General features: G+C 67.5%; 14 protein-coding genes. 7 read left to right on the forward strand and 7 right to left on the reverse strand.

The features are described from left to right. Positions 1–36 precede the first annotated feature (36 nt). The 3 genes from AC06FA_RS02370 to AC06FA_RS02380 are packed head-to-tail and all read right to left on the reverse strand — an operon-like array spanning position 37 to position 3,013. A complete protein-coding gene (locus AC06FA_RS02370; protein ID WP_478066955.1) occupies positions 37–1,149 on the reverse strand; it encodes an ABC transporter permease in 1,113 nt (370 codons plus the stop codon). Then, positions 1,146–2,069 (reverse strand): ABC transporter ATP-binding protein, encoded by a 924-nt coding sequence (locus tag AC06FA_RS02375; RefSeq protein WP_478066956.1) that lies wholly within the window; start codon positions 2,067–2,069, stop codon positions 1,146–1,148. Before AC06FA_RS02375 ends, AC06FA_RS02370 begins: the two co-directional genes overlap by 4 nt. A 20-nt stretch (positions 2,070–2,089) precedes the next feature. Then, positions 2,090–3,013 carry an HlyD family secretion protein gene (locus AC06FA_RS02380; RefSeq protein WP_478067110.1) on the reverse strand — a complete coding sequence of 308 codons (924 nt, stop codon included), beginning with the start codon at positions 3,011–3,013 and terminating at the stop codon, positions 2,090–2,092. A 276-nt stretch (positions 3,014–3,289) separates the two neighbouring features. Here AC06FA_RS02380 and AC06FA_RS02385 point away from each other — a divergent pair, with 276 nt between their 5' ends. The 7 genes from AC06FA_RS02385 (at position 3,290) to AC06FA_RS02415 (ending at position 9,232) form a co-directional block, all read left to right on the forward strand. Then, positions 3,290–4,276 carry a PhoH family protein gene (locus tag AC06FA_RS02385; protein ID WP_108752669.1) on the forward strand — a complete coding sequence of 329 codons (987 nt, stop codon included), beginning with the start codon at positions 3,290–3,292 and terminating at the stop codon, positions 4,274–4,276. Further along, a complete protein-coding gene (gene ybeY / locus AC06FA_RS02390) occupies positions 4,273–4,758 on the forward strand; it encodes an rRNA maturation RNase YbeY (protein ID WP_108749149.1) in 486 nt (161 codons plus the stop codon). The genes AC06FA_RS02385 and ybeY overlap by 4 nt, the downstream gene beginning before the upstream one ends. 49 nt (positions 4,759–4,807) lie before the next feature. Continuing rightward, positions 4,808–5,416: a hypothetical protein gene (locus AC06FA_RS02395; RefSeq protein ID WP_478066957.1), complete on the forward strand. Its 609-nt coding sequence runs from the start codon at positions 4,808–4,810 to the stop codon at positions 5,414–5,416. A 72-nt stretch (positions 5,417–5,488) separates the two neighbouring features. Continuing rightward, positions 5,489–6,034 carry a hypothetical protein gene (locus AC06FA_RS02400; RefSeq protein ID WP_478067111.1) on the forward strand — a complete coding sequence of 182 codons (546 nt, stop codon included), beginning with the start codon at positions 5,489–5,491 and terminating at the stop codon, positions 6,032–6,034. 64 nt (positions 6,035–6,098) lie between these two features. Further along, positions 6,099–6,980, forward strand: a complete 882-nt coding sequence (locus AC06FA_RS02405; protein ID WP_108749147.1) for an HlyC/CorC family transporter — start codon at positions 6,099–6,101, stop codon at positions 6,978–6,980. Beyond that, positions 6,977–8,203, forward strand: coding sequence for a lipoprotein N-acyltransferase Lnb domain-containing protein (locus AC06FA_RS02410; protein WP_478066958.1), 1,227 nt, complete (start codon positions 6,977–6,979; stop codon positions 8,201–8,203). Before AC06FA_RS02405 ends, AC06FA_RS02410 begins: the two co-directional genes overlap by 4 nt. Before the next feature lie 6 nt (positions 8,204–8,209). Beyond that, on the forward strand, positions 8,210–9,232 hold the full coding sequence (locus AC06FA_RS02415) for a magnesium and cobalt transport protein CorA (protein ID WP_312707187.1): 1,023 nt from the start codon (positions 8,210–8,212) through the stop codon (positions 9,230–9,232). Between the two features lie 154 nt (positions 9,233–9,386). On the opposite strand, the gene AC06FA_RS02420 is transcribed toward AC06FA_RS02415, so the two are convergent. The 4 genes from AC06FA_RS02420 to AC06FA_RS02435 all read right to left on the reverse strand — a co-directional run bounded on the left by AC06FA_RS02420 (position 9,387) and on the right by AC06FA_RS02435 (position 13,722). Then, a complete protein-coding gene (locus tag AC06FA_RS02420) occupies positions 9,387–10,751 on the reverse strand; it encodes an NAD-dependent succinate-semialdehyde dehydrogenase (protein WP_478066959.1) in 1,365 nt (454 codons plus the stop codon). 66 nt (positions 10,752–10,817) lie between these two features. Then, entirely contained in the window at positions 10,818–11,660 is an 843-nt protein-coding gene (locus tag AC06FA_RS02425; RefSeq protein WP_312707189.1) for an ABC transporter permease subunit, read from the reverse strand. Continuing rightward, on the reverse strand, positions 11,657–12,589 hold the full coding sequence (locus tag AC06FA_RS02430; RefSeq protein ID WP_478066960.1) for an ABC transporter permease subunit: 933 nt from the start codon (positions 12,587–12,589) through the stop codon (positions 11,657–11,659). The genes AC06FA_RS02425 and AC06FA_RS02430 overlap by 4 nt, the downstream gene beginning before the upstream one ends. After that, a complete protein-coding gene (locus AC06FA_RS02435) occupies positions 12,586–13,722 on the reverse strand; it encodes an ABC transporter ATP-binding protein (protein WP_478066961.1) in 1,137 nt (378 codons plus the stop codon). Before AC06FA_RS02435 ends, AC06FA_RS02430 begins: the two co-directional genes overlap by 4 nt. Between the last annotated feature and the right edge of the window lies 1 nt (position 13,723).

Below are 13,723 nucleotides of genomic sequence, written 5' to 3' on the forward strand. Positions count from 1 at the left end.
GAGCCCCTGCGGGGATCCGACCCCGGCCTGCTGGGTTCAATCCAGGCGCTTGCGGAAGCGGGCGATGGCCAGTGCCATCATCACCACGATGAAGCCCAGCAGGGCCAGCGCGTCGGGCCACAGCTCCCACAGGCTGGCCCCGCGCAGCATGATGCCGCGCACCAGGCGCAGGAAATGGGTCAGCGGCAGGATTTCGGCCAGCCACTGCACCAGCACCGGCATGCCCGCGAACGGGAACATGAAGCCGGACAGCAGGATCGACGGCAGGAACAGGAACAGGGTCATCTGCATGGCCTGGAACTGCGACCGCGCGCGCGTGGAAATGAGCAGGCCCAGCGCCAGGTTGGCCAGCACCAGCAACACTGCGGCCAGGTAGACATCCAGCAGGCTGCCCCGGATCGGCACCTGGAACAGCCAGGTACCCAGCACCAGCACCAGGGTGGTCTGTACCAGGCCGATGACCGCATACGGCAGCACCTTGCCCACCATCAGTTCGGTGCGCGATACCGGCGTGGCGATCAGCAGTTCCATGTTGCCGCGCTCGCGCTCTCGCACCACCGCAACTGCCGTGAACATCACCAGGGTCATGGTCAGGATCACGCCGATGAGCCCCGGCACGATGTTCACCGCCGAGCGCCGCTGCGGGTTGTAGAAACTGACCACGCTCACCTGCCCGCCGGCGATGCTGCCTTCGCGCAGTGGCCGGGTGTTGGTAGTCGGCCGCGGATCCAGCGGCACCTGCGCCAGCTGCATCGCCGCGCTCTGCACCACGGTGTCACTGCCGTCGACCAGCACTTGCACCGCCTCGCGCCCCTCGAAACGCCGCCGTTCGAAGTCGGCCGGCACCACGATACCCACGCTGATTTCGCCACGCCGCAGCGCCTGCATCAACTGCTGCCCGGTGTAGGCCTGCGCACGCGGTGTGATCACCCCGGTGGCGACCATGTCCTGTACCAGCGCGCGCGAGGCCGCGCTGCTGGCGTGGTCGGCGATGCCTGCCTGCAGGTGTCTCAGGTTCAGATTGATCGCATAGCCGAACAGCAGCAGCTGCATGACCGGAATGCCGACGATCATCGCCAGGGTGATGCGATCCCGGCGCAGCTGGCGCAGCTCCTTGAGCATGATCGCCCACAGCCGCTGCAGGTTCATGCCGCCGGCTCGCGGCCACGGCCGCGGGTGGCGGCAACGAAGACGTCTTCCAGGTTGGGGGCCACCGCTTCGATGTGCGACTGTGGGTCGGCCACGGCCAGCGCCTGCGACAACGCGTTGGCATCCACGTTGCCATCGGCACACAGCACGCGCAGCTGTGTGCCGATCTGCGCCACGCTGAGTACGCCGTCCTGGGCGGACAGCGCGCGACTGGCCTGGCGCGGCTGCGAGGCGGTGACCTGAAGCGTGCGGCCTTGCAACTGCGCGCACAGCTGCTCGGGCGTGCCATCGGCCACCAGCGCGCCGCGGTCCAGGATGGCCAGCCGGTGGCAGCGCTCGGCCTCGTCCATGTAGTGGGTGGACACCAGCACGGTGGTGCCGGCGTCGGCCAGCTCGAACAGCGATTCCCAGAAGTCGCGGCGCGATTCGGGATCGACGGCACTGGTGGGCTCGTCCAGGAACAGCAGTTCGGGCTGGTGCAACACGGCGCCGGCCAGCGCCAGGCGCTGCTTCTGGCCGCCACTGAGTGTGCCGGCCAATTGGCGCTGGCGATCCTGCAGGCGGTACTGCAGCAGCAGGGCTTCGATGCGCGGGCGCTGCTGCGCGCGCGGCACGTCCTGGATTGCCGCCAGGAATTCCAGGTTCTCGCGCACCGACAGGTCTTCGTACAGGGAAAAGCGCTGGGTCATGTAACCGATGCGTCGGCGCAGCGCTTCGGCCTGTGCCGGCACGTCCAGGCCCAGCACGTCGATCTGCCCGGCACTGGGCTGCAGCAGGCCGCAGAGCATGCGGATGGTGGTGGACTTGCCCGAGCCGTTCGGGCCCAGAAAGCCATACACCTGGCCACGCGGCACCTGCAGATCGACGTTGTCCACGGCCAGCAGATCGCCGAAGCGGCGGCTGAGCCCGCGTGCCTGCACGGCCAGGTCAAGCGGCGTGTTCAGAAACGCACCTGCACCGGCACGCCGGCCGGCAGCGCCTGCAGCTGCGGGCCCGCATCCAGCTCTATTTCCGCCAGGTAGCTCAGGCGCTCGACGTCATCGCCGGTCAACGCATAGTACGGGGTGAAGATCGGTTCGCTGCGGATCATGCGCACCTTGCCGGGCAGCAGATCCTCGCGCCCCTGCAGTTGCACCTGCACGGCCTGCCCCACTTTCACCTGCAGGCGCAGTGGCTGCGGCAGGTAGACCCGCGCATAGGGGTGCGCACCCACCAGCAGTACTGCCAGCGGCGCGCCCACCGGCGCCTGGTCGCCCTGGCGGTAGGGCAGCGCATCGACCACGCCGTCGCGTGGCGCACGCAGCTGCAGCTTGTCCAGGGTGACCGCCTGCAGCGCCTGCTGGGCCTGTGCCGCATCGCGCGCGGCCGCGCCCTGTGCGATGTCCTCGCGGCGGTTGCCGCGTTGCAGTTCCTGCCAGGCCTGTTCGGCGGCGCGGGCGATGGCTGCGCTGTTGTCGGCGGCGGCGCGGGCGCGATCCAGATCGGCCGCTGCGACCAGTTGCTGCCGCTCCAATGGCTGCAGCCGCCGGTAATAGGCGGCCGCCTCACGGGCCTGCGCGTGCAGCGCCGCCAGCTGGGCCCGCGCCTGGGCAATCTGTTCCTGCCGCGGGCCGCTCTGCAGTTCATCCAGTTGCGCCTGCGCGCGCACGGTTTCGGCCTGCGCAGATGCGAACTGGGCCGCGCCGCGATCCTGTTCCAGCGTCATCAGCAGCGCGCCGGCCTTGACCGCCTGGCCTTCGCGCACCTCCACCCGCGCGATTACTTCGGCGGCCGGTGCCGGCACACTGATCCGGTCCCACTCCAGCGTGCCCAGCGCGCTGCGCGGTGCGGGCGAGCAGGCCGTCAGCACGGCAGCTGCAGCCATGGCCACGCAATGCACCCCGATGCCGACCTTCATGGTCCACCTCCTGCGGTAGCGCCACGGTGCCATGCACGCAGGGCACCCGCAAGCGACCCACTGGCACATTTTTCACCAGCGCTTCACGCGCCTTGCCCGGTGGGCGCCGCACCCACTTACCCACAGCTTTCTTCGGCGCCGATCCACACCCGGTGTGGAGAACTGTCGCCCCGCCCGTCCGCGCGCTACCCTTGTCTTCCCTGACCCACCACGGTGGACGGCGAACCCGCCCCACCCTCTGCAATGAAAAGCATCGAGCATCGAGATTTCACCCTGTCGCCGGAAGATACCGAGCGACTGGCCAACCTGTCCGGCCCCTTCGATGGGCACCTGCGCCAGATCGAGCTGAAGCTCGGCGTGGAGATCGCCAACCGTGGCTTCGTGTTCCGCATCAGCGGGCGCGACGAGGCCACCGCCGAAGCGCAGAAGCTGATTGAAGCGCTGTACGCCGAGACCGCCGAAACCACCTTCGACAACCACGCCATCCATCTGCGCCTGGCCAAGGCCAACCTGGACCAGATCGCCGAGCGCGCGTATGAAGCGCAGGAGGTTGCGATCAAGGTCAAGCGTGGCACCGTGCGCGGACGCGGCGCCAACCAGGCCCGCTACCTGCACCAGATCACCACCCACGACATCAACTTCGGCATCGGCCCGGCCGGTACCGGCAAGACCTTCCTGGCCGTGGCCAGTGCGGTGGAAGCGCTGAACGAGTCGCGCGTGCAGCGGCTGATCCTGGTGCGCCCGGCGGTGGAAGCGGGCGAGAAGCTGGGCTTCCTGCCCGGCGACCTGTCACAGAAAGTCGACCCCTACCTGCGCCCGCTGTACGACGCCCTGTATGAAATGCTGGGCGTTGAGAAAGTGGTCAAGCTGCTGGAAAAGAACGTGATCGAGATCGCGCCGCTGGCCTACATGCGCGGGCGCACGCTGAACGATGCGTTCGTGATCCTGGACGAGGCACAGAACACCACCATCGAACAGATGAAGATGTTCCTGACCCGCCTGGGCTTCGGTTCCACCGCGGTGGTGACCGGCGACCTGACCCAGACCGACCTGCCCAAGCACGTGAAGTCGGGCCTGCGCGATGCCATCGACGTGCTGCGTGATGTGGACGGGGTCAGCTTCACCTTCTTCGAAGCGCGCGACGTGGTGCGCCACCCGCTGGTGGCCCGCATCGTCAGTGCCTACGACCGCCGCGACCTGCACCAGATCCAACCCGGAGCCACCCCATGACCAAAGGTCCCGTGCGACTGGATGTCGCCATCAGCTATGCGCTGCCCCGCACCGGCCTGCCGGCCGCCGTCAGTTTCCGCAAATGGGTGGCGGCGGCATTGAAGGGCCGCATCCGCGAAGCCGACCTGGCCATCCGCGTGGTCGACGCGAAGGAAGGCCAGTCGCTGAACCGCCATTACCGTGGCAAGGATTACGCCACCAACGTGCTCAGCTTCCCCGCCGAGCTGCCCGAGGGCCTGCCCAAGGGAGTGAAGTTCCCGCTGCTGGGCGACCTGGTGATCTGCGCGCCAGTGGTGGCACGCGAAGCCGACGAACAGGGCAAGGCGTTGAACGCACACTACGCGCATCTGACCGTGCACGGCGTGCTGCACCTGCTGGGCTGGGACCACGAGGACGACAAGGAAGCCGAGGCGATGGAGCAGCTGGAGCGCGAAATCCTGGCCGAGCTGGGCATCGACGATCCTTACGCCGGCGAGCGCTGAGCCGACGACCGCGCGACCCTGCGCGGCACCCTCCCCGGAGACATGGATGATGATGGGCGACATAGGGCCGTTCCTGGCCGGAAGTGCGATCTTTTCCCTGCTGCTGGTCGTGGCCGCCAACCTGCTGCGCCGGGTGAGCACATGCCACCCTGATGGGCAGCACTGGCTGCTGCGCACGCTGGCCCTGTTGTCCCCGGCCAGTCTGCTGGCGGCGGTGGTGCTGGGCAATGTGGGGCCGCACCTGCTGGGCGGCCCGGGCCCTGCCAGCAGTACCGCCACGCTGTGGGCCACGTCGATGGTGCTGGTGCTGATCGGTGCGTTCTCCGCGCCAGTCTGCTGGCGGGTCGCGCTGCAACACCGCCTGGGCCGGGCCAGCAGCAGCCTGCCGTTCTTCCATGCCACGCGTACGCAACTGTGCGCGCTGTTCGTGCTTGCCGCGGTGTACGTGAGCGCGGTCAACAGGATCGATACGGCGGAAGCACCGGCGTGGCTGCTGCAACCGGGTGTGCTGCAGATCGCACTGCGCGGGATGATGCAACTGCTCCACGTGGTGATGCTCGCGGTCCTGCTCACCCTGCCGGTGATGGCGCTGCGCGCCATGGCGCGCCGCTTGCTGCGGCGCGGGCAGACGCTGCGGGGCCGCGCGCGGCCGCGCTGATCCGGGCGGACATGACGGGGGTCCCGCCGCTACCATGGCCGGGCACCCTTCACCGCGGACCCTCTGCCTGTGCTGCTGCGTACTGCCCTGCCCCTGCTGCTTGCCTCTCTTGCCGCCACCGCCTCGGCGGCCCCGCTGGACCTGCCGGCCCTGATCGAATGCCGCCAGGGCGTGGCCGACCATGCCGCGCTGGCGCCGCTGCTGGCCGACCCGTTGAAGGCGGTGGCCAACGGCCTGCAGCCACTGCCGCAGGCCAACCAGTTCATGACCGAATTCCGCCTGGCCAATCCGATCACCGTGTTCGGCCAACAGACCGACCATATCGCGGTGGCCGGCGCCAGCGTGATGGCCGTGCTGGACCAGGCCGACCCGCACCCGCTGGCCAGCCGCCTGGCGCTGGAAACGGGGTACGACCAGGGCGGCAAATTCATGGCCGGCCGCGAGGTAGTCAGCCGCGATGTGACCGACCCGAAGACCGGCGAGGCGCAGATCGAGTCGGTCATCCTGAGCGTGTCCACGGTGGCCAGCCACCCGGGCCGGACCCTGGCCGGCTGCACCTACAGCCTGGACCTGCCGGCCGAGGACGAGGCCCCGGCCGCGGCCGGCAGCGGTCACTGAAAGGCCCCCACATCCTGCTAGACTGGGGTCAACGCCCGGGTTTCCGGGTGCCCTTTTTCCAGAGATGTCTGAAGACGACAGTAGTAGCTCCCCGCAGGAGCCCAATGAAAAGAAGCGCGGCTGGCTGGAACGCCTGACGGCCGCCTTCTCCGGCGAACCCCATACCCGCGACGAGCTGGTCGCCGTACTGCACACCGCGCAGGACGAAGGGCTGATTGCCGCCGATACCCTGAAAATGATGGAAGGTGCCATTTCGGTCGCCGAGCTGACCGTGGGCGACGTGATGATTTCGCGTTCGCAGATGGTCTCGCTGCCGGTGGAAGCGCCCTTCCTGGAACTGATGAAGCAGGTGGTCGAATCCGGCCATTCGCGCTTCCCGGTGCACGGCGAGAACAAGGACGACATCCTTGGCATCCTGCTGGCCAAGGACCTGCTGCGCGGTGTGGTGGCCGACAACGGCCCGGCCAACGTGCGCGAGCTGCTGCGGCCTGCGGTGCTGATTCCCGAGGCCAAGAAGCTCAACGTGCTGCTGAAGGAATTCCGCCTGTCGCGCAACCACATGGCGATGGTGGTGGACGAATACGGCGGCGTCGCCGGCCTGGTCACCATCGAGGACGTGCTGGAACAGATCGTCGGCGAGATCGACGACGAGCACGACGAGGCCGAAGACCCGTCGGCGCAGATCGCCATCCAGGCCGATGGCCAGTATGTGGTGGACGCACTGACCCCGATCGGCGATTTCAACGAACGCTTTGGTGCCACTTTCTCCGATGAGGACTACGACACCATCGGCGGCCTGGTGACCGAGGCCGTGGGCCACCTGCCGGAAGTGGGCGACGAGCTGGCGTTGGACCGCTTCATGTTCCGCGTGGCCCGCGCCGACGCGCGCCGGGTGCAGGCCTTCCATGTGACCGTCCTGCCGCCGGACGCGCAGGACGACGCTTGAAGCGCCGCGGCCTGTTGATGCTGGCATGGCTGGCGCTGTGCACGCTGGCCCTGGTGCTGCCGGCGGCAGCCTTCGCGCAGGCCGCAGCGGCTGCCGAGGCAGCGCCACCGCGCATCGGCGTGGTGACCATGCAGCCGGGCACGGTGTTCTTCGAGCGCTTCGGCCACGATGCCATCGTGGTGCTGGACCCGGTCAGCGGCGCCGCCACGTCCTACAACTTCGGCTACTTCGATCCGTCGGAACAGGATTTCATCAGCCGCTTCGTGCGCGGCGAGATGATGTACTACCTGGTGGCGCTGCCGCTGCAGCAGGACCTGTCCTACTACGACGAGACCGGACGCGGGGCCAGCGTGCAGTGGCTGGACCTGCGCCCCGACCAGGCGCGGGCCCTGGCCGACGGCCTGGCTGAGCGGGCCAAGCCGGAAAACGCGCGTTACCACTACGATTACTACACCGCCAACTGCGCCACCATGGTGCGCGACACCCTGGACAAGGCCCTGGGCGGCGGCCTGCATGCGCAGTTGTCGGGGCGCTCGCGCGGCAATACCTACCGCAGCGAGTCGGTGCGCCTGGCCTCGCCGGCACCGTGGATGTGGCTGGGCTTCGACGTCGGCCTCGGCCCGTTTGCCGACCAGCCGCTGTCGCGCTGGCAGGAAGCGTTCGTGCCGATGCGCCTGGCCGATGCCCTGCGCCAGGTGCGCAACAGCGATGGCCGACCGCTGGTGCAGAGCGAGCAGGAACTGCTGCCGCACCGCATCGCCACCGAACCGAAGGAGTTCCCGCGACGCTGGTGGCCGTGGCTGCTGTGCGGCCTGCTGGCCGCCGCAGGCATCGTGGCCCTGCGCCAGCGCCCGCGCGTGCTGGCCGGGCTGGCCCTGCCGCTGTGGCTGCTGTGCACGATCGCCGGCGGCCTGCTGGTGTTCCTGTGGGGCTTCAGCATCCACTACGCCGCGTGGGCCAACCGCAACCTGCTGCTGCTGTCACCGCTGGCGGTACTGCTGCTGCCCGGCGCCATCGCGCTGCTGCGCGGGCGCGTGCCGGGGCGCGTGTTCAGCATCGTGCTGTGGTTGCTGGCGTTGCAGTCGGTGGCCGCACTGGTACTGCACTGGCTGAGCCTGCAGGCGCAGTACAACGTGCAGTGGATCGTGCTGCTGCTGCCGGTGCATGTGGCCCTGGCGTGGGTGCTGGCGCACCGTCCTCACTTGTCCCACACGGCGCAGTGACGCACGATGGCGGGCATGTCATTGCCCGCCCCTGCTTCCACGGCCGCTTCGGCCAACCCCGCCTGTGTCATCAACTGCGTTCACTACGATGACCAGGGCAAACGCCACGACATCAGCCTGGATGCCATCAGCGATGTGATCGCCAGTGGCAACGGCTTTGTCTGGGTCGGCCTGTACGATCCGGCCGACGCCGTGCTGCTGAAACTGCAGGAAGAATTCTGCCTGCATGACCTGGCCATCGAGGATGCGCGCAACGCGCACCAGCGGCCCAAGGTCGAGGCCTACGGCAATTCCCTGTTCGTGGTGGTGACCACCGCGCAGATGGTGGACGAGCGCATCCAGTACGGTGAAACCCACGCGTTCCTGGGCCCGCGCTTCCTGGTGACCGTGCGCCACGGCGCTTCGCTGTCCTACGCACCGGTACGCACCCGGGTGGAACGCGAGCCGCAACTGCTGAAGATGGGCCCCTCGTACTGCCTGTACGCGGTGACCGATTTCGTGGTCGACAACTACCTGCCCATCACCAATCGCTTCCGCGACACGCTGGAGCTGCTGGAGAAGGACATCTTCGCCGAGAGCTACAAGCGCAGCACGGTGGTGCGGCTGTATGAGCTGAAGCGCGAACTGAACAAGATGCGCATGGCCGTGGCACCTCTGCAGGATGTGCTGGCCCAGCTGCGCCGCTACCAGGGCGATCTGATTCCCGACGAAGTGAAGCTGTATGTGCGCGACGTGCACGACCACGCCGTGCGCATCAGCGATGTGATCGACACCCTGCGCGAGATGCTGGGCACCGCGCTGAGCGTGAACCTGTCGCTGGTGACGCTGGCGCAGGGCGAGACGGTGAAGCGCCTGGGTGCGTGGGCGGCGTTGCTGGCCGCGCCGACCTTGATCACCAGCTGGTACGGCATGAACTTCAGCCACATGCCCGAGTTGAACCAGCCGTGGGCCTACCCGTTGATGATTGTGGGCGTGGGCGCGGTGTGCGTGGGGTTGTACCGGTTGTTCAAGCGCGCCAAATGGCTGTAAGGCGCGGTCTGTAGAGTCGAGCCATGCTCGACTGGCCGTCCAGGCATTCCGTAGAGTCGAGCTTGCTCGACTGCTGTTCGCAAAGCAGTCGAGCAAGCTCGACTCTACAAGGGCGCAACAGCAGTCGAGCAAGCTCGACTCTACAGTGCGGGTATCAGGCTACGTAGACGGTCTTGATGTTCATGAACTCATGGATGCCGTGGTCGGCCAGTTCGCGGCCGAAGCCGGACTGCTTGCTGCCGCCGAACGGCAGACGCGCATCGCTCTTGACGATGGCATTGACGAAGGCGGCGCCACACTCCATGCGCTGGGCAAAGGACTCGCCGCGCACCGGATCGCGCGTCCACACGCTGCCGCCCAGGCCGAAACGGGTGTCGTTGGCCACGCGCAGGGCCTGCGCCTCGTCGGCCACGCGGATCACCGCGGCCACCGGCCCGAACAGTTCCTCGTCGTAGGCCGGCATGCCCGGGCCCACCTGGTCCAGCACGGTGGCCGGGTAGCCTGCGTGGGTACCGGCAATCGGCTCGCCGCCCAGTAGAACGCGCGCGCCCTTGGCCACGCTGGCCTGCACCTGCGTGTGCAGCTCATCGCGCAGGTCGGCACGGGCCATCGGTGCCAGCGTGGTGCCGCGCGCATCGGGATCGCCGTATTGCCGCTCCCCTGCTGCTTCCACGAAGCGGCGGGTGAATTCATCGGCCACGGCATCCACCACGATGAAGCGCTTGGCTGCGATGCAGGTCTGGCCGCTGTTGTCGAAGCGCGACTTCACTGCCGCCGCCACCGCCTTGTCCAGGTCGGCATCGTCGAGCACCACGAAGGCATCGCTGCCACCCAGTTCCATCACCGACTTCTTCAGCTGGCTGCCGGCGTTGGAGGCGATGGAGCGCCCTGCCCGCTCGCTGCCGGTGAGGGTAACGGCCTTGACCCGTGCATCGCGCAGCACCTCGGCGGCCTGGTCGTTGTCGATGTGCAGCACGTCGAACACACCGTCCGGCAGGCCACCATCGCGGCACACCGCCAGGATCAGGTCGGCGCACTGCGGCACGTTGCTGGCGTGCTTGAGCAGGGCCACGTTGCCGGCCATGAACGCCGGCGCCAGGAAGCGGAACACCTGCCAGATCGGGAAATTCCAGGGCATGACAGCGAACACGCAGCCGATCGGCTCGTAGCGCACGTAACTGCGCTGGGCCTCGGTGTCGATCAGTTGCGGCTTCAGGTAGTCGGCTGCGTGGTCGGCGTAGAACTCGCAGGCCGCCGCGCACTTGTCCACTTCGGCCAGCGCCTCGGCCTTGAGCTTGCCCATCTCGTGGGTCATCGCCTGCTGCAGGTCGTCGCGACGGCTGCGCAGCTGCGCGGCGATCTGGCGCAGGATGGCGCCGCGTTCCTGCAGCGACCGTTCGGCCCAGGCCGGGAAGGCGTCAGCCGCCGCCTGCAGGCGCTGCTCGATGTCGGCAGCGCCGATCAGTTCATGGCGGTAGGTCACCTGGCCGGTGGCCGGATCGATGATCTCGACGGTCATGGGGGGTCTCCATCAGGGTGACCCCCATTGTGCGCCGCTGGCCGTGAGCCGGGCGTGGCTGCGGCGTCAGCCGTTGTCCTGGCGGGCCAGCTGCAGGTCGCGCTGGCGGCGTTTTTCCGCACGCGCATTGATGTACCAGCCGATCACTGCGGCGATCGACACCGCCGACACCAGCAGGGTGGCCAGGGCATTGATCTTCGGGCTGATGCCCATGCGCACCGAGGCAAACACCTTCATCGGCAGCGTGGTTGAACCGGGCGTGGCCACGAAGCTTGCCACCACCACGTCATCCAGCGACAGGGTGAAGGCCAGCAGCCAACCCGCCACCAATGCCGGGGCGATGATCGGCAGGGTAATGCGGGTGAACACAGTCAGCCGGCTGGCGCCCAGGTCCATCGCCGCTTCTTCCAGCGACAGATCCATTTCCTGCAGGCGCGAGGACACCACCACGGTGACGAAGCACAGGGTGAAGGTGACATGCGCGATCCAGATCGTGGCCAGCCCACGCGCCGGGAAGCCGGGAATGGCGCCCATCGAGGCCAGCAGGGCCATCAGCGAGAAGCCCAGGATGACATCGGGCATGACCAGCGGCGCGGTCACCAGCGCACCGAATACCGGCTTGCCGCGGAAGCGCTTGAAGCGGGTCATCACCATCGCCGCCAGTGTGCCCAGCACGGTGGCGGTACAGGCGGTCCAGAAGGCCACCACCAGGCTGGTCCACATCGCCTCCATCAGCGCGCGGTCGGCAAACAGATCGCCGTAGGCGCGGGTGGAGAACCCGGCCCAGACCATCGCCAGCCGCGAACTGTTGAACGAATAGAACATCAACAGCAGGATCGGCAGGTACAGGAACGCGAAGCCGAGCACCAGCACGCCCAGCCCCAGACCCTTGGCGGTGCGCGGGCTCATGCCTGCTTCCCTTCCAGCAGACGCTGCTGGGACCGGTTGAACCACAGGATCGGCACCAGCAGCAGCACGATCATCGCCACCGCCATGGCCGAAGCGCCGGGCCAGTTGCGGTTGTTGAAGAACTCGTTCCACAGCTGGCGGCCCACCATCAGCGTTTCCGAGCCGCCCAGCATTTCCGGAATCACGAATTCACCCACCGCCGGAATCATCACCAGCATGCAGCCGGCGATGATGCCCGCCTTGGACAATGGCAGGGTGATGCGCAGGAACGCCTGCCAGGGCTTGGCACCGAGGTCGTAGGCCGCTTCCAGCAGGCGGTGGTCATGCTTGACCAGGTTGGCGTACAGCGGCAGCACCATGAACGGCAGGTAGCAGTACACGATGCCGATGTAGGCCGCCGTGGGCGTATCGATCAGCTGCAGCTTGGGCAGCCCCAGGCTGCTCATCAGCGACTGCAGGCCGGTGAACTGCAGGAACTGGTCGAGCAGACCGTTGCGGTCCAGGATCGCCTTCCACGCGTACACGCGGATCAGGAACGAGGTCCACGACGGCAGCACCACCAGCATCATCGCCACGTTGCGCGCGGCCGGCGACAGGCGCGCGATGGCATAGGCCATCGGGTAGCCGATCAGCAGGGTCAGGAAGGTCGAGATCGCCGCGATCTTGATCGAACTGAGGAAGGCCTGGGCATAGATCGAATCGCGGAACAGCGCCAGGTAGTTTTCCAGGTTCAGCTTCAGCGAGAACGCGCCGTCGACGTACTGCAGCAGCCAGGTGTACGGCGGCGAGCCGACCCGGCTGTGCGAGAAACTGATCATCAGCACGATCAGGAACGGCACGGCGAAGAACAGCAGCAGCCACAGGTAAGGGATGCCAATGACCGTGGCACGCGTGCCCGGCAGCCAGCGCTTCAGGCCCGCCGCGCTCATGAGGTCAGCACCACGCCGTCGTTGTCGCGCCAGTGCACCCACACTTCGTCGCCCCAGGTCAGGCCATCGCTGGCCCAGCGCTGCGAGTTGGCGAAGTTGGCCAGCACCTTGGCACCACTGGGCAGACGCACGTGGTAGACCGAGTGACTGCCGAAGTAGGCGATGTCCTCGATCACGCCCTGCGCCTTGTTGGTGTGCCCTTCCGGCTCGTCCTTGCCGATCATCACCTTTTCCGGGCGCAGCGCGAACGCCACCGGCTGCCCTTCGTAGCAGGTGATGCCGTGGGCGATGTAGACCGGCGCCGGGAACAGCGGCGAGCGCACGGTCACGTACTCGGGCAGGTCTTCGTCGATCACCCCGTCGAACAGGTTGACCGAGCCGATGAAGCCGGCCACGAAGCGGTTGGCCGGCTGTTCGTAGACCTCGTCGGGCTTGCCGACCTGCTGGATCCAGCCGGCATCCATCACCGCGATGCGGGTGGCCATGGTCATGGCCTCTTCCTGGTCGTGGGTGACCATCACGCAGGTCACGCCGGAGGATTCGATGATGCTGACCAGCTCCAGCTGCATCTGCGAGCGCAGCTTCTTGTCCAGCGCGCCCATCGGTTCGTCCAGCAGCAGCAGTTTCGGGCCCTTGGCCAGCGACCGCGCCAGCGCCACGCGCTGCTGCTGGCCGCCGGACAGCTGGTGCGGCTTGCGCTTGCCCAGGTGGCCCATCTGCACCAGTTCCAGCATCTCGCCCACGCGCCTGGCGATGGCGGCCTTGTCCAGGCCGTCCTGCTTCAGGCCGAAGGCGATGTTCTGTTCGACCGTCATGTGCGGGAACAGCGCATAGGACTGGAACATCATGTTGACCGGCCGCTGGTACGGCGGCAGCGCGTCCAGGCGCTGGCCATCCAGGGTGATGCTGCCCTTGGTGGGGGTCTCGAAGCCGCCCAGGCAGCGCAGCAGGGTCGATTTGCCACTGCCCGATCCGCCGAGCAGGGCGAAGATCTCGCCCTTGCGCACGTCCAGGTTGACGTCATCGACGGCGACGAAGCCATCGAATTCCTTGCGCAGATCACGAATGGACAGGTAGCCGGGCGCACTCGCCGTATCGACGGCGGCGGCTTCCGGCTGGGCTTCAACGGGCATG

It is taken from the genome of Stenotrophomonas sp. Steno-C17 (assembly GCF_056393165.1).